At 42.8% G+C, this 17,050-nt stretch carries 10 protein-coding genes, 16 tRNA genes and 3 rRNA genes; 3 read left to right on the forward strand and 26 right to left on the reverse strand.

The features are described 5' to 3' along the window. Nucleotides 1-88 precede the first annotated feature (88 nt). Nucleotides 89-2,299 (reverse strand): LTA synthase family protein, encoded by a 2,211-nt coding sequence (locus AB3K24_RS09860; protein WP_367975481.1) that lies wholly within the window; start codon nt 2,297-2,299, stop codon nt 89-91. Between the two features lie 50 nt (nt 2,300-2,349). Between AB3K24_RS09860 and AB3K24_RS09865 the strand changes: the two genes are divergently transcribed. Next, nucleotides 2,350-2,793: a GNAT family N-acetyltransferase gene (locus AB3K24_RS09865; RefSeq protein WP_367975482.1), complete on the forward strand. Its 444-nt coding sequence runs from the start codon at nt 2,350-2,352 to the stop codon at nt 2,791-2,793. A gap of 2 nt (nt 2,794-2,795) precedes the next feature. On the opposite strand, the gene AB3K24_RS09870 is transcribed toward AB3K24_RS09865, so the two are convergent. Together AB3K24_RS09870 and AB3K24_RS09875 are read right to left on the reverse strand one after the other, a co-directional pair. Continuing rightward, nucleotides 2,796-3,587 carry a DUF6681 family protein gene (locus AB3K24_RS09870; protein WP_367975484.1) on the reverse strand — a complete coding sequence of 264 codons (792 nt, stop codon included), beginning with the start codon at nt 3,585-3,587 and terminating at the stop codon, nt 2,796-2,798. Further along, entirely contained in the window at nt 3,587-4,006 is a 420-nt protein-coding gene (locus AB3K24_RS09875; RefSeq protein WP_367975485.1) for a hypothetical protein, read from the reverse strand. Before AB3K24_RS09875 ends, AB3K24_RS09870 begins: the two co-directional genes overlap by 1 nt. 269 nt (nt 4,007-4,275) lie before the next feature. Between AB3K24_RS09875 and AB3K24_RS09880 the strand changes: the two genes are divergently transcribed. After that, the gene (locus AB3K24_RS09880) at nt 4,276-5,049 is read left to right on the forward strand and encodes a TIGR01457 family HAD-type hydrolase (protein ID WP_367975486.1); all 774 of its coding nucleotides are present in this window, start codon (nt 4,276-4,278) and stop codon (nt 5,047-5,049) included. Between the two features lie 38 nt (nt 5,050-5,087). Here AB3K24_RS09880 and AB3K24_RS09885 read toward each other — a convergent pair whose 3' ends face one another. The 23 genes from AB3K24_RS09885 to menB all read right to left on the reverse strand — a co-directional run bounded on the left by AB3K24_RS09885 (nt 5,088) and on the right by menB (nt 16,638). Then, nucleotides 5,088-6,287, reverse strand: coding sequence for an MFS transporter (locus AB3K24_RS09885; protein WP_367975488.1), 1,200 nt, complete (start codon nt 6,285-6,287; stop codon nt 5,088-5,090). Between the two features lie 390 nt (nt 6,288-6,677). Continuing rightward, a tRNA-Ile gene (locus tag AB3K24_RS09890) sits at nt 6,678-6,751 on the reverse strand. 30 nt (nt 6,752-6,781) lie between these two features. Further along, nucleotides 6,782-6,852 (reverse strand) — tRNA-Gly (locus AB3K24_RS09895). A 32-nt stretch (nt 6,853-6,884) separates the two neighbouring features. Further along, nucleotides 6,885-6,957 (reverse strand) — tRNA-Phe (locus AB3K24_RS09900). Between the two features lie 31 nt (nt 6,958-6,988). Continuing rightward, nucleotides 6,989-7,062, reverse strand: a tRNA-Asp gene (locus AB3K24_RS09905). Nucleotides 7,063-7,064: 2 nt separating this feature from the next. Then, a tRNA-Met gene (locus tag AB3K24_RS09910) sits at nt 7,065-7,138 on the reverse strand. Nucleotides 7,139-7,165: 27 nt separating this feature from the next. Then, nucleotides 7,166-7,255, reverse strand: a tRNA-Ser gene (locus AB3K24_RS09915). Nucleotides 7,256-7,286: 31 nt separating this feature from the next. After that, a tRNA-Ile gene (locus tag AB3K24_RS09920) sits at nt 7,287-7,360 on the reverse strand. Nucleotides 7,361-7,373: 13 nt separating this feature from the next. Further along, nucleotides 7,374-7,447 (reverse strand) — tRNA-Met (locus tag AB3K24_RS09925). Nucleotides 7,448-7,477: 30 nt separating this feature from the next. Further along, nucleotides 7,478-7,551: transfer RNA gene (locus tag AB3K24_RS09930), tRNA-Pro, on the reverse strand. A 65-nt stretch (nt 7,552-7,616) separates the two neighbouring features. Further along, nucleotides 7,617-7,690 (reverse strand) — tRNA-Arg (locus AB3K24_RS09935). A gap of 5 nt (nt 7,691-7,695) precedes the next feature. After that, nucleotides 7,696-7,779, reverse strand: a tRNA-Leu gene (locus AB3K24_RS09940). 5 nt (nt 7,780-7,784) lie between these two features. Continuing rightward, nucleotides 7,785-7,856, reverse strand: a tRNA-Gly gene (locus AB3K24_RS09945). Nucleotides 7,857-7,866: 10 nt separating this feature from the next. Beyond that, a tRNA-Thr gene (locus AB3K24_RS09950) sits at nt 7,867-7,939 on the reverse strand. Nucleotides 7,940-7,982: 43 nt separating this feature from the next. Further along, nucleotides 7,983-8,055, reverse strand: a tRNA-Val gene (locus AB3K24_RS09955). 4 nt (nt 8,056-8,059) lie between these two features. After that, nucleotides 8,060-8,148 (reverse strand) — tRNA-Ser (locus tag AB3K24_RS09960). Between the two features lie 78 nt (nt 8,149-8,226). Continuing rightward, nucleotides 8,227-8,343, reverse strand: a 5S ribosomal RNA gene (rrf, locus tag AB3K24_RS09965). Between the two features lie 91 nt (nt 8,344-8,434). Next, nucleotides 8,435-11,349 (reverse strand): 23S ribosomal RNA (locus tag AB3K24_RS09970). 194 nt (nt 11,350-11,543) lie between these two features. Then, nucleotides 11,544-11,616, reverse strand: a tRNA-Ala gene (locus AB3K24_RS09975). A 117-nt stretch (nt 11,617-11,733) separates the two neighbouring features. Further along, nucleotides 11,734-13,283 (reverse strand): 16S ribosomal RNA (locus tag AB3K24_RS09980). Together the 16S, 23S and 5S rRNA genes with 16 tRNA genes alongside form the textbook arrangement of a ribosomal RNA operon. 418 nt (nt 13,284-13,701) lie before the next feature. After that, nucleotides 13,702-14,901 (reverse strand): pyridoxal phosphate-dependent aminotransferase, encoded by a 1,200-nt coding sequence (locus AB3K24_RS09985; RefSeq protein WP_367975489.1) that lies wholly within the window; start codon nt 14,899-14,901, stop codon nt 13,702-13,704. Nucleotides 14,902-14,909: 8 nt separating this feature from the next. Beyond that, nucleotides 14,910-15,701, reverse strand: coding sequence for a carbon-nitrogen family hydrolase (locus tag AB3K24_RS09990; protein ID WP_367975491.1), 792 nt, complete (start codon nt 15,699-15,701; stop codon nt 14,910-14,912). Between the two features lie 103 nt (nt 15,702-15,804). Next, nucleotides 15,805-16,638, reverse strand: a complete 834-nt coding sequence (gene menB, locus AB3K24_RS09995; protein ID WP_367975493.1) for a 1,4-dihydroxy-2-naphthoyl-CoA synthase — start codon at nt 16,636-16,638, stop codon at nt 15,805-15,807. Between the two features lie 36 nt (nt 16,639-16,674). On the opposite strand from menB, the gene AB3K24_RS10000 reads away from it, so the two are divergent. Further along, nucleotides 16,675-17,049: a PaaI family thioesterase gene (locus tag AB3K24_RS10000; RefSeq protein WP_367975494.1), complete on the forward strand. Its 375-nt coding sequence runs from the start codon at nt 16,675-16,677 to the stop codon at nt 17,047-17,049. The last annotated feature ends 1 nt before the right edge of the window (nt 17,050 follow it).

The raw sequence follows: 17,050 nt of genomic DNA on the forward strand, positions 1-17,050 counted from the left end.
ATCTCCAATTGACATTTCATCTCATCTATTGTATCAAAAAAAACAACCTATGGGCAGTTTGTTGATAGCCATAAGTTGGTAATTATAATTATTCTACTTGACTCCAGTCATCCGCATTACGCGGTAACAGACGTGTTGAATCGGTTTTTTCGTCATTTGCTTCCGGTGCATCTGTGACATATTTGCTTAATGTTGATTGATTCCCATTCTTTGCAAACAAGCTCGTTGACGATTTACCTAAGACAACATTTTGTCTTTTCAATCGTTTGATAGTCGCACGTTTACTATAATCAAACTTGCTAACATCAACTTCTTTAAACTCTTTTGGCTCATAAAAACGTAATAGATTTTTCTGATTAAGATTATCTGACATTGCCAGCTTTTCATTGACACCTGCTTGAATGGCATCAAATTTTTTCTGCAATTTTGAACTAGGTTGTGTAATGACTTCATTTGTTTTGACATCCCAATAACGATCTGACAAACTCGCATAGTCACTAGTCACCCAGTCTTTGTTACGAAACGCGACAACATCTGAATGTTGTTTACTCAACAAATCTTGTCCAAACTGGATATAACGCCGTGTACTGACACCTAATAAATGTTCAACTGTTGGTGCAACATCAATTTCACCGCCATATTGATGATCAATATACCCATTTTTCATACCCGGTACATGCACCATAAATGGTACGCGCTGTAAGTTAGCGTTATCTAAATCGCTCCAATTGTCCTCATCTTTCCCTAAAATAGGGGCCAAATACTTAGCATCTGTATTGGAAATACCATAATGATCACCATATAAAACAACCGTTGTATTATCATACAAACCAGATGCCTTGAGATAAGTAAAGAATTCTTTCACTGCTTGATCTAAATAATGATTAGTCACAAAATAATTATCAACTATTTTTGAACCACTATTCGTGGTGACAAAGTTAGGATCTCGATCTTCTTTGTCCAACGTATATGGTGTGTGATTTGTCACAGTCAGATATTTAGCATAAAACGGTTGCTGTAAATTCTCTAAATAAGGGACTGATTCCTTGAATAATAACTTGTCTTTCAATCCCCATGTTGTTGCTTTTTGACCAGTCACATCAAAGTAATCCCCTGATACCCAATTTTGATAGCCCATATGCTTGTAAACATTATTACGATTCCAAAAAGTCCCCAGATTTCCATGAAATACTGCACTAGAGTAACCTTCTCTTTGATTTAATATCGCTGGCATGGCTTGAAAAGTTTGATCATTCCCTAATTTTGAGAATAGTGAGCCCTGAGGCAAACCAAAAGTAGATGTCTCTAACATGTTCTCAGCATCAGATGTTTTTCCTTGGCCGACCTCATGAAAAAAATTATCAAACGCAATGGTACTCTTACTATGATAAATACTATTTAAAAACGGCGTGACTTCCTGACCATTAATTTTACGATCAATTGACATTTGCTGGAAACTTTCCAGATGAATGACAATCACATTTTTACCCTTTGCTTTACCATAAAACTCCGGATTAATATCGGCATAATGTTTGTTAATGTAATTTTTAACCTGCGTAAATTCTTCTGGTGTGGCGCTTTTACGTACTTGCCCCGTCTGATAGGTATTAATTGCATCATAAATCATAAACGGTCCAAGCCCAAGATATTTAACCATGTATTCACGATCAAATTGTCTCGTTAGCAGTTGTGGCCGATCAATATCTGCTACCAACAAATTAGTCATTAAGATAAAGAATCCAATGGTCAATATTTTAAAAGGTTTAAAGCGCGGTAGCGATTTGTTATCAAATCGAATTTTGCGTGCCAATATTAATACAATCAGTAGGATAATATCAAGCCAAAATAAGAAATCATGCACACCAAAAGCGATCGCTCCCGCTGCTTTTCCGCCCTGATTAACTGTATTATAACCAAGCATCGTATTAACTGACATAAAATCTGAAAATTCTCTAAAATAAATAACATTCAGATACAACAACAGTGTCATTAAGGCATCAAGCACAATAAGTGCACCATAATACAATTGTTTGGATTTAATAAAAAGCGTCAGACTAAACAAAACAATTGTAAACCCAATCGGATTTAACAACATCAATATGACCTGAATTGGATCCTGCACATGTAGCCACTCAAAATCAGCGCCATAAGCTAAAATTGTCTTTAACGTTACGAAGACAATGACCCATGAAAAAAATCCTAGCCGTGTATTTAATTGACGCAGCCAATTTTTAGGTGCCAGAATATCACTGTAGAAATGTTTCAAAAATTTTTTCACTCGGTTTTCCATAACTTCCATTATACCAATATCCTATACGCCTTGCGCTAATTCTTGCTATAATACCTAATATGACATTAGAAATTAAACATCAATTGGGCCTTGGATCAATTCATGATGACGCACTTCACATCAGAACCACTGTTTTCGTTGCTGAACAAGGTGTTTCTCTCAGTGATGAGATGAATGATCAACTAACTGAAGAAACTGCCTTGCATATCGTTGCCTACATTAATGGTAATCCTGCTGCCACTGCCCGTGTTTTAGAAGAAAATACGGGTGTTTGGCATGTACAACGCGTAGCAACATTACAGGCCCTGCGTGGTCAAGGTCTTGGGTCGCAACTGTTTGACTACATTGAACAACTTGCGCCTTTCTTTCATATTCACACACTTGACCTTGGTGCTCAAGTACAAGCAAAAAAATTTTACGAACGACTAAATTTCAAAACATACGGTTCTGAATTTCAAGAAGCGGGCATTGTTCATATTGGTATGAAAAAAGAATTGAAGTAATTTCAATTCTTTTTTTCATAAGCTACTTCTACTTGAATTTTATACGATCTTTCAGTGACATTTAGTTCTGTACGTGTGGCAGTATGGCCTACACCACCAGTCACCAACACGGCCGATAGCGCTAAACGATAGTTGTTCAGTGCCTGTTTTGTTGGTGTCATGCCAACCATTACCAATGTCCCAAGTTCACGTGCTTGTAGTTGGTTGACACCACCCAAAATTTTGGTTGTATCATTCATAATCACCATATCAAAATATGGTAGCAATGTGCCCGGATGATTAGCAAACACCACATCTCGTTGCGCAATAATTTGTCTTTGTGCTTGTTGACCAAGATGTCCATAATCATGACTCATTAGACCCAGTTGATCCAACTCTGTTGCCAAAAGTGTCACATTGTCTTGTTGCTTGGCGTCACTTTCCACAACACCAGTCACAATATTTTGACGCTGATATATGCCATTAGCTGGTACTATAGTTGCTTGCTTCGTTGTTTCTTCATCGACATGTGGTCCACCAAGTGCTTTCTCAATATGCGGTGACACATCCCATTTAGTTGTTGATTTTGTAAAATAATATAATACATTGAGTACTACGAAATACAATAAGAAAACAAATAATGCGGCTATTACTGTCCCACGTAACCAACGACCGTTAACAAAAAATCGATAGGCTAAGTAAACTAAATACCAGACACCAATGGCGCTAACTGCTGTGTAAATACGTCCTTTTATCTTTGAACTAGTTGTAAAATAGCCTAAATAATGATTCACTAAATCAAGAATTGTAAACATTATTGACCTACCCCCGAAACCTTATTTGCAGGCGTATCTGCTTCTGATGTGGATACAGCTGGTTCACTACTGGATACCGAGGGTGCACTAGAAGTAGCAGGGGCTTTCTCACTACTAGTGACACTAGATATCGCACTATTATTATTCTCAGATGTCGTTTTCGATGTCGTATCATCTGTAACCTCAGAAGATGATACTGGCTCACTAGAAGAATCCGTCATACTACTAGATGAAGTTGTTATACTATTCGTCGAGACAGACGACGATGAACTCATACTACTTTGACGTGGTGCCACTTGACCACCTTCATTAGTGCCCGTAGCCACATTAACTGCTATGTTTCCCGCACTGATTGCTACAATAAGTGATACAATCGCCGATGGTGTTAAAAAAGGTGGTGTTCGATATTTTTTAGACATGGTTTTCCCCAAATTATTTTAGATCGTAAATTCAACTCTGTTTACACCACTCTATTCTACCTTTTCCCGTCATAAGTTGCATTAAATTACCCCCATATGCAACGAAAACCCGCAACTGCTTGCGGGCGGACATGTTTTATAAAATATTTTAGGGAGATTTTATGTTTAGGGAGATTGAGATTGGAGAGAAGTCCGTTGATTCGTTGTTTGATATCAACATTAGTTGATGTGTATAATATAGTTGACTCAAATTAAATGGAGATTAAAGCATGACACACTACAAAACTTATTTCATCGACCTCGATGGCACAATATATCAAGGCAAAACTAAATACCCCTCGGGTAAGCGTTTTATTGAGCGTCTACAGAAAGCTGACATTCCTTATCTATTTGTTACAAATAATTCAACCAAGAATCCAGTTGATGTAGCAAACAATTTAACCAATAACCATGATATTCCGACAACACCCGAACAAGTCTATACCAGTGCGATGGCAACTGCAGATTATTTGTCATTACATATGCCACTAAGTACTAAAATTTATGTCATCGGTGAGATAGGCTTAACCGAATCTTTGACTAATGCAGGATTCACACTCGTTAATGACGCACATGCAGATGCAGTGGTCGTCGGTTTAGATCGTCACGTCACTTATCAAAAACTAACAATTGCCACTTCGGCAATTAAATCCGGTGCCAAATTTATTGCGACGAATAACGATACCAATTTGCCCACAGAAAACGGTTTAGCACCAGGTGCTGGTACAATAATTGCCGCTGTTCAAACAGCAACACAGACAACGCCATTAATTATTGCTAAGCCTGAATCACCAATTATGACCGGTGCGCTGCAGCGCATGGCAGTCAAAGAAGCTGATGTCTTGATGGTGGGTGACAACTATAACACCGATATTTTAGCAGGTATTAATAATAATATCGATACACTGCTTGTTTATTCTGGCGTGTCGACACCCGAACAAGTCAAACAAGTGATTCAAAAACCAACATATGCAGTCCAGTCTCTCGATGATTGGAAAATATAAAAAAACGGCTTGTTTCACGTGAAACAAGCCGTTTTTTATTAAGCTAATTGATTAGCAGGTATGTCTTTTGTTTTATTCTTATTTGGTCTATAAAATACCAAATACAGAATAGCAGATACTACCGGAATAACAGCTGCTATGAAGTACAAATCACGGAATGGTAATTGCCCATGAAGTGCGCCAAAGACGTAAGGACCAACACCTAAGCCCAAATCCAATCCAATAAAGTAGGTTGACAACGCAATACCAATACGATGACTGGTTACTAATTTCAAAGTAACTGCCTGTCCGTTTGACATAAATGTTCCATACCCCAAACCAATAAATGCACCTGATAATAATAACATCCAAGCGCTATTTGTCATACCAAGAATTACCAAACCAATTGTTAAGCATGCATAACTTGGATACATCACATAGTTCTCGCCCAAACGATCAAATATACGACCAGACATTGGTCGTGTTAATGTTACTATTCCTGCGTACACAACGAAGAAAAATGAACTAATTGATACAAGATTCAAAGTTTCTGCATATGAGGCCAAAAATGACAAAACACTTGAATAAGACAAGCCCATCAAAAATCCAATGAACGAAATCAACAAAACTTTATATTCAATAAAACTTGATAATTTCCATGATTTTAATTCGCTTTTGTGTTCATCTGTTAATTTAACATTATTAATTTGAATTGCAAACAACGCAACCATAGATATTGCAATCAAAACAACCGACATAATAACAATGAAATGGAACCCTGTCGCGTGAAACAGTAGCAAACCGATAAAAGGACCAATGGCGGCTGCTAAACTCGTGCTCAAACCATAATAATTAATTCCTTCACCTTTACGTCGATCTGGAATAAACTCTGTTACAATGGCATTCAGCGCTGTTGACGTCATACCATAGGCAAACCCGTTTAATAAACGCACAATATACAATGCACCAATTGATGGTACAGCTAGATACGCAATGGTTGTAATAAGATAAAATACCACACCCCAACGTGCTACGCGCTTACGACCGACCAATTCAAGTTCTTTACCCATAATTAGCCTTGCAATCAGCGTGCCAATAATATAAATACCTGATGCTAATCCTGCTTGACCAAACGAGGCATGAAGCTGGTTATGCGCCATAACAGCTATGATCACCATCATCAAATAATAGACCAGATACACAATAAAATTAATAATTGTGATTGTAATAAAACCTTTGTTAAATAATTTTTCTTCCATGAGTCATCCTTCAATATTCACCAACACAACAGTAGTAGCACTAAAGCTACGTTGGTGAGGGTGATAAGCGAAGAACAGTTTTCGTGCTATCCATTTTCAGAAACCTTCGTTCAATTTTACACCGTACGCTTGCATGAAAACATTGTAAACGGCAATCAGTTATTTTTAGAATACCACTTTTTCACAAGCTTCGCAAAATTTATTTAATTATCTTAGAAAGTTGTTAATTAAGTTGACAATACAAGGTTTTGTTTTACAAAATAGATACTATTCCTAGTGAAATATGATTATTTCATGAAATAATTAAAATCGCTTTCATTACTTTTTCATGGTCATTTACCATCGAAAACGAACAAAAAAAGCAAGCTTCAATCGAAACTTGCTCACCAATGGGCCATCCAGGACTCGAACCTGGGACCTCTGCGTTATCAACACAGCGCTCTAACCAACTGAGCTAATAGCCCATTCTCTCTTTATGCGCATCGGTGCATAAAAGCGAATGACGGGAATCGAACCCGCATAGCCAGCTTGGAAGGCTGGAATTCTACCATTGAACTACATTCGCATCACTTCTACCAATGTACCTTCGCACATCTATGGCGCTGGACGGAGTCGAACCGCCGACACTACGAGCTTCAATCGTATGCTCTACCAACTGAGCTACAGCGCCATCTTACTTAGCATGTGTTCGTCACACTAAACGGTCACAGCGGGGCTCGAACCCGCGATCTCCTGCGTGACAGGCAGGCGTCCTAACCAACTGGACCATGCGACCAATTGCGGGAGCAGGATTTGAACCTGCGACCTTCGGGTTATGGGCCCGACGAGCTACCAGACTGCTCCATCCCGCGATAATTTTATGTCGGTATCTCTACCTAAGGAGAATGTGGGATTCGAACCCACGCGCCGATTTCTCGACCTGACGGTTTTCAAGACCGTTCCCTTCAGCCAGACTTGGGTAATTCTCCATCTTCTGTTCCCATACAGCCTAGTCCTGCATGGACCTTGTTGGACTCGAACCAACGACCGGACGGTTATGAGCCGTCTGCTCTAACCAACTGAGCTAAAGGTCCTTTATCAAGCCTATCGCGGCAGGGGGGATCGAACCCTCGACCTCCCGGGTATGAACCGGACGCTCTAGCCAGCTGAGCTACACCGCGATCTTCTTTGACAACACTGTTTGTTGCCAATCGGGACGACAGGATTCGAACCTGCGACCCCCTGGTCCCAAACCAGGTGCTCTACCAAGCTGAGCTACGTCCCGATAAGTTCTATCAGAGCACTGCCCCTTTAAACTTAAAAAAAGAGTTTGAATCACTTCAACCTCTATGCACCTAGCAGGAGTCGAACCTGCAACCTCCTGATTCGTAGTCAGACGCTCTATCCAATTGCGCTATAGGTGCATATATGCCGACGACCGGGATCGAACCGGTACGATATCTCTATCGCAGGATTTTAAGTCCTGTGCGTCTGCCTATTCCGCCACATCGGCATATAAGCGGAAGACGGGATTCGAACCCGCGACCCCCACCATGGCAAGGTGATGTTCTACCACTGAACTACTTCCGCATAATAATCATGCCGACTAAAGGACTCGAACCTTCGACCCCCGCTTTACAAGAGCGATGCTCTACCAACTGAGCTAAGTCGGCAACGCTTTCGACGTGCCAGGGTGTTCTTTTTGGCTTTCGCCAATGGACGCTACAGGGATCGAACCTGTGACCCCCTGCTTGTAAGGCAGGTGCTCTCCCAGCTGAGCTAAGCGTCCATAATGGAGAGGAAGGGATTCGAACCCTCGAAACAATTCCTTGCTTACATAGTTTCCAACCATGCTCCTTCGGCCAGACTCGGACACCTCTCCCGATTCTTCCTTACCCTCGTGTTACTTTTCTTTCTCTTGAAACCAAAAATACCCTTCTCAGAGTACTCTCTATGTACGGCACCGCATCTTCCTATCCTCGCAGCCAGCGATCCGGCAACTACTTTCGGCGTGATAGAGCTTAACTTCTGTGTTCGGAATGGGAACAGGTGTGTCCTCTATGCTATCAACACGACACCTTTGAGTTTTACACTCAAAACTAAATAGTATCAAATTCTTCTTCTAAATTTTGCCACTCATATCTTCTCTTGAACTTCCGTTCTTGACTTTGGTTAAGTCCTCGACCTATTAGTACTAGTCCGCTACATTGATCGCTCAACTTCCACTTCTAGCCTATCTACCTCATAATCTCTAAGGGGTCTTACTTCTTACGAATGGGAAATCTCATCTCGAGGCGAGTTTCACACTTAGATGCTTTCAGCGTTTATCTCTTCCAAACATAGCTACCCAGCGATGCTCCTGGCGGAACAACTGGTACACCAGCGGTTTGTTCACCCCGGTCCTCTCGTACTAAGGGCAACTCCTCTCAAATTTCCTGCGCCCGCGACGGATAGGGACCGAACTGTCTCACGACGTTCTGAACCCAGCTCGCGTACCGCTTTAATGGGCGAACAGCCCAACCCTTGGGACCGACTACAGCCCCAGGATGCGATGAGCCGACATCGAGGTGCCAAACCTCCCCGTCGATGTGGACTCTTGGGGGAGATGAGCCTGTTATCCCCAGGGTAGCTTTTATCCGTTGAGCGATGGCCCTTCCATGCGGAACCACCGGATCACTAAGTCCTACTTTCGTACCTGCTCGAGTTGTTGCTCTCGCAGTCAAGCTTGCTTATGCCTTTACACGCTACGAATGATTTCCAACCATTCTGAGCAAACCTTTGAGCGCCTCCGTTACCTTTTAGGAGGCGACCGCCCCAGTCAAACTGCCCGCCAGACACTGTCCACGATCACGTTGAGTGACCAGTGTTAGAATGTTCATACAACGAGGGTAGTATCCCACTTTGTGACTCCGACTAGACTGGCGTCCAATCCTCTTCGTCTCCTACCTATTCTGTACAAGCAGCACAAACATTCAATATCAAGCTACAGTAAAGCTCCATGGGGTCTTTCCGTCCTGTCGCGGGTAACCCGCATCTTCACGGGTATTTAAATTTCACCGAGTCCCTCGTTGAGACAGTGCCCAGATCGTTACGCCTTTCGTGCGGGTCGGAACTTACCCGACAAGGAATTTCGCTACCTTAGGACCGTTATAGTTACGGCCGCCGTTTACTGGGGCTTCAATTCGTACCTTCGCCGAAGCTAAGCACTCCTTTTAACCTTCCAGCACCGGGCAGGCGTCAGCCCCTATACTTCATCTTACGATTTTGCAGAAACCTGTGTTTTTGATAAACAGTCGCCTGGGCCTATTCACTGCGGCTCATCTTTTACAATGAGCACCCCTTCTCCCGAAGTTACGGGGTCATTTTGCCGAGTTCCTTAACGAGGGTTCTCTCGCTCACCTTAGTGTTCTCCACTCGACTACCTGTGTCGGTTTGCGGTACGGGCAGTGTAATACTTCCTAGAAGCTTTTCTCGGCAGTGTGACATCTCAGACTTCTCTACTTTATTTCGATCCGCATCACAGCTTGTTCTTATCAGTAAAAAGCATTTCACTCTTCGCCAAACTTACTGCTTGCACGCACTCATCCATCGGTGCGCTTCTGTTAGCCTCCTGCGTCCCTCCATCGGTCAAACGCATTACTACTGGTACAGGAATCTCAACCTGTTATCCATCGACTACGCTTCTCAGCCTCGCCTTAGGTCCCGACTAACCCTGGGAGGACGAGCCTTCCCCAGGAAACCTTAGTCATTCGGTGGACAGGATTCTCACCTGTCTTTCGCTACTCATACCGGCATTCTCACTTGTAAGCGCTCCAGTAGTCCTTACAGTCTACCTTCATTGCCCTTACAACGCTCTCCTATCGCGTACTTTTAAGTACACCCGCAGTTTCGGTAATATGTTTAGCCCCGGTACATTTTCCGCGCAATGGCACTCGACTAGTGAGCTATTACGCACTCTTTAAATGGTGGCTGCTTCTGAGCCAACATCCTAGTTGTCTATGCACTATCACATCGTTTTCCACTTAACATATATTTAGGGACCTTAACTGGCGATCTGGGCTGTTCCCCTTTCGACGGTGGATCTTATCACTCATCGTCTGACTCCCATTCATACATAGCTGGCATTCGGAGTTTATCAAACTTTGGTAACCCGAGATGGGCCCCTAGGCTTAACAGTGCTCTACCTCCAGTATGCTTATAATGAGGCTAGCCCTAAAGCTATTTCGGAGAGAACCAGCTATCTCCAGGTTCGTTTGGAATTTCACCGCTACCCACAGTTCATCCGAGCATTTTTTAACATGCACCGGTTCGGACCTCCAGTAAGTTTTACCTCACCTTCATCCTGACCATGGGTAGGTCACCTGGTTTCGGGTCTACAGCATCGTACTATTCGCGCTATTCACACTCGCTTTCGCTGCGGCTCCGGTCTTTCCACCTTAACCTCGCACGATACCGTAACTCGCCGGTTCATTCTACAAAAGGCACGCCATCACCCATTAACGGGCTCTGACTTCTTGTAGGCGTCGTGGTTTCAGGAACTATTTCACTCCCCTTCCGGGGTGCTTTTCACCTTTCCCTCACGGTACTGGTTCACTATCGGTCACTAGGGAGTATTTAGCCTTACGGGATGGTCCCCGCAGATTCCGACCGGATTTCACGTGTCCGGCCGTACTCAGGATCCTGAAAGAAGTGTGCTTTATTTCGCGTACGGGGCTATCACCCTCTTTAGCCAAGTTTCCCAACTTGTTCTGCTATAAAACACTTTTGTAACTCCTATTTATCAGTCCTACAACCCCAGAATGCAAGCACTCTGGTTTGGGCTCTTCCCGTTTCGCTCGCCGCTACTTGGGGAATCGATTTTTCTTTCTGCTCCTGCTGCTAATGAGATGTTTCAGTTCACAGCGTGTTCCGTCAATAATCTATGTATTCAATTATTGACAACTCTTTTCGAGTTGGGTTTCCCCATTCGGAAATCTCTGGGTCATAGCGTACTTACCGCTCACCAAAGCTTATCGTAGTTAGTCACGTCCTTCATCGGCTCCTAGTGCCAAGGCATCCACCACGCGCCCTTATTAACTTAACCGTCACAACCGTAGTTGTGCTTTAAGTTTATGAGTTGGTCTTCTTTCAGACCTGCGTTTTTTATCCATTCCTGTTACAGAATTTCTTTTTTGCTTTGTTTCTCGGCTTAATTTATTAATAATTTTACTTATCTTTAAAAGAATTTGTTACTATTCAGTTTTCAATGTGCAACTCCGGCAGCTTTGACACTGCCTATGGAGAATAGCGGGTTCGAACCGCTGACCCCCTGCTTGCAAAGCAGGTGCTCTCCCAGCTGAGCTAATTCCCCATAGGTGTCATCTTTGACCATGATCCCTATGTCGGTATCACACTCAAAACTAAACAAAACTTTGAACTTCTCGAATTTGACAATCTAATGCCCCTGCTACTTTCCGTTTATCCTTAGAAAGGAGGTGATCCAGCCGCAGGTTCTCCTACGGCTACCTTGTTACGACTTCACCCCAGTCATCTGTCCTGCCTTAGACGGTTCCCTCCTTACGGTTAGGCCACCGGCTTTGGGCATTACAAACTCCCATGGTGTGACGGGCGGTGTGTACAAGACCCGGGAACGTATTCACCGCGGCGTGCTGATCCGCGATTACTAGCGATTCCGACTTCGTGCAGTCGAGTTGCAGACTGCAGTCCGAACTGAGACGTACTTTAAGAGATTAGCTCACCTTCGCAGGTTGGCAACTCGTTGTATACGCCATTGTAGCACGTGTGTAGCCCAGGTCATAAGGGGCATGATGATCTGACGTCGTCCCCGCCTTCCTCCGGTTTGTCACCGGCAGTCTCGCTAGAGTGCCCATCTGAATGCTGGCAACTAACAATAAGGGTTGCGCTCGTTGCGGGACTTAACCCAACATCTCACGACACGAGCTGACGACGACCATGCACCACCTGTCACTTTGTCTCCGAAGAGAACACTTCTATCTCTAAAAGCTTCAAAGGATGTCAAGACCTGGTAAGGTTCTTCGCGTTGCTTCGAATTAAACCACATGCTCCACCGCTTGTGCGGGTCCCCGTCAATTCCTTTGAGTTTCAACCTTGCGGTCGTACTCCCCAGGCGGAACACTTAATGCGTTAGCTTCGGCACTAAGAGGCGGAAACCTCCTAACACCTAGTGTTCATCGTTTACGGTGTGGACTACCAGGGTATCTAATCCTGTTTGCTACCCACACTTTCGAGCCTCAACGTCAGTTACAGTCCAGTAAGCCGCCTTCGCCGCTGGTGTTCTTCCATATATCTACGCATTCCACCGCTACACATGGAGTTCCACTTACCTCTACTGCACTCAAGTTGACCAGTTTCCAATGCCTTTCCGGAGTTGAGCTCCGGGCTTTCACATCAGACTTAATCAACCGTCTGCGCTCGCTTTACGCCCAATAAATCCGGATAACGCTTGGGACATACGTATTACCGCGGCTGCTGGCACGTATTTAGCCGTCCCTTTCTGGTATGGTACCGTCAAACTACAGTCATTCCCTACTCTAGCTGTTCTTCCCATACAACAGTGCTTTACGACCCGAAAGCCTTCATCACACACGCGGCGTTGCTCCATCAGGCTTTCGCCCATTGTGGAAGATTCCCTACTGCAGCCTCCCGTAGGAGTTTGGGCCGTGTCTCAGTCCCAATGTGGCCGATCAGTCTCTCAACTCGGCTATGCATCATTGTCTTGGTAAGCCTTTACCCCACCAACTAACTAATGCACCGCGGATCCATCTCTAGGCGACGCCGTAGCGCCTTTTAACCAGTCATCATGCGATCACTCGTCTCATTCGGTATTAGCATCTGTTTCCAAATGTTATCCCCAACCTTGAGGTAGGTTATCCACGTGTTACTCACCCGTTCGCCACTCGCTTGAAAGGTGCAAGCACCTTTCGCTGCGCGTTCGACTTGCATGTATTAGGCACGCCGCCAGCGTTCATCCTGAGCCAGGATCAAACTCTCAATTTAAATGAATTTAAATTCATCGCTTGAAGATGTACTCTTCGATTAAACTGACTTTTGCTATATCTCTATAACGTTTATCCGTTTTTTTGTTTGTTACGAATTGACTTCGCAAATTTGTTACTTCTTAATGCTCTCGCATTACAGCAACAGATTCGTTTGTTCAAAGTTTTGTTCAGTTTTCAATGTGCTACGCGCTATCTCTCTCTGAGACAACTATACTATCTTACCACGCTCATTTCGCTCTGTCAACTACTTTTTGCAATGACTTTTTTAAGTCTCACAATTTTCGCTTCCTTGCTCTTCGTCTCGCGTATCAGACAACTATTAATACTATACACCCTTTTTTTTACTTGTCAATACTTTCTTCCCCCCTTTCTTTTTCCTCATTCTTCAAATCGTACAAACGCTCGCGTTTGTACCTTTAAATTCCCTGTTTTTGATCTTTAAATACTGCTAACTGCCCAATTCTTTTTGCAGCTTCTACTAAACGTTTTTCTGTGATTGTTAACCCAACACGAATGTAACCTTCACCTTCATCCCCAAACCCTGACGCATCTGCTACGGCTACGTTTGCTTCTGTTAATAGTGAGTCAGCAAATGATGCAGAAGTATAGCCTTTCGGTACCGGCATGAGGACATAAAAAGCGCCTTTAGGCATATAAGGTTCCCAATTGAATGTACGCACAGCTGAAATAAAAGCATTTCGCCGACTTTCGTATGTCTGTCGCAGTGACTTAACAGCATTTTGACGTGCCGTTGTATTGCTTAACGCCTCAACTGCTGCATCTTGTATTGCTGGAAAAATTGAGACAAATAGGTGATCTTGAATTAAGTTGATAGCTTCAATCATATCAGCATTTCCTACTGCAAAACCAACACGCCAGCCCGCCATGTTAAATGTTTTTGAAAGCGTGTAGGTTTCAATGCCGACAGCTTTTGCGCCTGGTGTTTGCAAAAAGGAGAGTGGCTTATGGCCATCAAAGCCAATTGCCCCATATGCAAAATCTGAAACAATACCAACAGTATGTTGTGTCGCAAAGGCAACCGTTTGTTCATAAAATTCTGCTGTCGCAATAGCACCTGTTGGATTATTAGGATAATTCATGTAAAGAAACTTAGCTTTTTTTGCTATTGTCGTTGGGATTGCTGAATAGTCTATTAAAAAATCATTGTCCCGTTTAAGTGGTACTGTTTCGTAGTTCACACGACCCAAAGAAGCACCAGACAAATAATCTGGATAACCTGGATTGGGTAACAAAAGCGTGTCCCCAGGATTCATCAGTGCCCAAGGCAGTTCAACTAAGCCAATTTTACTGCCAGCCAAAATAGCCACTTCTGTTTTGGGATCAATGGTCACACCATATTCAGTTAAGTAAAACTGAGCAATTGCTTCTTTAAATCGTAATTCACCACGAAATAATGAATATTTATGATCAACAGCTTTAGCTGTCGCGTTTTGCATGGCTTTGACAATATAATCAGGTGTTGGTAAGTCTGGATTACCTTGTCCTAAATTAATAACATCCGCACCTGCCGCAATTTTAGCATTTACTTTGGCAACAAGTGACGCAAAAAACTGCTTAGGTAATGTTTTTAGTAAATTGGATTCTTCAAATTGCATAATTTCTCCTAATAATATAACTCAGGTCGTCGATCATCAAAAACTGGTATTTCCCCGCGAACTGCTTGCTCATCGTCAGTATTTATGTCACCGATTAACAACATTTCTTGTGTATCCCCTGCCTGCTGTAAAATGCGACCCAAAGGATCAATAATCAACGAGCGCCCACCAAACACATTATTATTATCCCGACCAACGCGATTAGCCGCAACGACAAATGCCTGATTTTCAATTGCACGTGCCTGTAACATGATTTGCCATTGTTCGATGCGCTGAATGGGCCACTCAGCTACCACGTATAAAATTTCTTGGGGTCCAACCGACATCATGGTGCGCAACCACTCTGGAAAACGAATATCATAACAAATTGCAGCCGCCGACTTCACATCTGCTAAATCAAAAGTATTAACTGCGTGCCCAGCAGACACATATTTTTCCTCATTCATCAAACCAAAAAGATGCAATTTATTGTATTCAGAAACTTTTTGGCCTAATGCATCAAAAACAAACATCGTGTTATAAAATTTATTCGCTTGTTTTGTTGCCACCGAACCGCCCACAATATTAAGATGATACTGCTTTGCTAATTTGCTGAGTAACGCCTGACTGTCTTTGCCATTGTTATCTGCCAAATCGCCTAATTCAGTCAACGCATAGCCCGTATTCCACATTTCTGGATAGACTAACACGTCGGCATTAGCCTCAGCTGCTTTTTGCGCATAGTAGGCCACTGTTTGCTGATTATGTTTAGGTTCACCTAGGGCAATATCAATTTGTGCTATCGCAATTTTAAGTTTCATAACCAATCCTCTTATTTGCTATTGTGCATTGTATTATAGTTTTTGTCAAATTAATATCATTTTAAACTCATTATTTAATAATAAAAAACACCTAACTGGTGTTTTAAGGGAACTTTGGAAATTGATCAAAGTTAGGATCACGTTTTTCTTTAAATGCATCGCGACCTTCTTTAGCCTCATCTGATGTGTAATACAACATGGTTGCATCCCCAGCAAACTGTTGCAAACCGGCCAAACCGTCTGTGTCCGCATTCATAGCTGCTTTGATGAATCTCAGCGCGGTAGGTGATTTCGTTAACAACTCATCTGACCATGTCATTGTGGCAGCTTCGACATCTGCTAATGGCACAACTTTGTTAATCCAATTCATTTGGTAAGCTTCGTCAGCAGTATAGAAATGGTTTAAAAACCACACTTCCTTAGCCCGCTTATGTCCAATGACACGGGCAAGGTATCCTGAACCATAGCCTGCGTCAAATGACCCAACCATGGGTCCAGTTTGACCAAACTTGGCATTGTCAGCAGCTATAGTCAAATCGGCGACCAGCTGCAAGACATTCCCGCCACCAACAGACCAGCCTTTTACCATCGCAATAATTGGTTTAGGTATAATGCGCATTAAACGTTGTAAATCCAACACATTTAAACGTGGTATACCATCAACACCAACATAGCCACCATTACCACGAACTTTCTGATTCCCACCGGATGAAAAAGCTTGATCGCCTGCACCAGTCATAATAATAACACCAATTTCGGCATCATCACGCGCAATGGTGAACGCATCAATCATTTCAGCCACCATACCTGGTGTAAAGGCATTGTGCGTTGCAATATCATTCATCGTAATCTTAGCGATTTTACCAGGATTTTTACCATCAGCATTCGTTTCAAATAAAATTTCTTTGTAGACTTTTACAATGTTCCAAGTTGTCATATGTTATACTCCATTCAGAAAGGGGATTTTGTTCTTATGAATATTATAGAACTTTTAGGGTTAAAAACCACCTTATTATCGGCAGAAAAAACAATTGTTGAAGTGCCTATCAGTGAAAAGCTCATGCAACCGTATGGTGTCGTTCACGGTGGCATTAACGCACTACTAGCTGAAACAGCCGCTTCACTTGGTGCCAAAGAATGTCTCCCTAGTCACCTGGTGCCAGTTGGTGTTGATATACACACACATCATTTAAAAGCAGCCACTCATGGTACTTTAGTCGCAACGGCCACACCTGTCACTATTGGCCATTCATTACAAGTTTGGTCAGTATCAATCCATGAAAAAAGTACAGATACACTCACAAGTATGAGTATGGTGACAATTAAAAATCAAGTTTTAAAACAATAAC

The sequence above is a fragment of the Leuconostoc aquikimchii genome, from assembly GCF_040838325.1.
In the GTDB taxonomy this organism is placed as follows: domain Bacteria; phylum Bacillota; class Bacilli; order Lactobacillales; family Lactobacillaceae; genus Leuconostoc; species Leuconostoc aquikimchii.

Bases quoted from the DNA above. Each gene is read 5' to 3' on its own strand.
- AB3K24_RS09860 (WP_367975481.1), bottom strand. From the start codon at position 2,299: ATGGAAGTTATGGAAAACCGAGTGAAAAAATTTTTGAAACATTTCTAC.
- AB3K24_RS09865 (WP_367975482.1), top strand. From the start codon at position 2,350: ATGACATTAGAAATTAAACATCAATTGGGCCTTGGATCAATTCATGAT.
- AB3K24_RS09870 (WP_367975484.1), bottom strand. From the start codon at position 3,587: ATGTTTACAATTCTTGATTTAGTGAATCATTATTTAGGCTATTTTACA.
- AB3K24_RS09875 (WP_367975485.1), bottom strand. From the start codon at position 4,006: ATGTCTAAAAAATATCGAACACCACCTTTTTTAACACCATCGGCGATT.
- AB3K24_RS09880 (WP_367975486.1), top strand. From the start codon at position 4,276: ATGACACACTACAAAACTTATTTCATCGACCTCGATGGCACAATATAT.
- AB3K24_RS09885 (WP_367975488.1), bottom strand. From the start codon at position 6,287: ATGGAAGAAAAATTATTTAACAAAGGTTTTATTACAATCACAATTATT.
- AB3K24_RS09985 (WP_367975489.1), bottom strand. From the start codon at position 14,901: ATGCAATTTGAAGAATCCAATTTACTAAAAACATTACCTAAGCAGTTT.
- AB3K24_RS09990 (WP_367975491.1), bottom strand. From the start codon at position 15,701: ATGAAACTTAAAATTGCGATAGCACAAATTGATATTGCCCTAGGTGAA.
- menB (WP_367975493.1), bottom strand. From the start codon at position 16,638: ATGACAACTTGGAACATTGTAAAAGTCTACAAAGAAATTTTATTTGAA.
- AB3K24_RS10000 (WP_367975494.1), top strand. From the start codon at position 16,675: ATGAATATTATAGAACTTTTAGGGTTAAAAACCACCTTATTATCGGCA.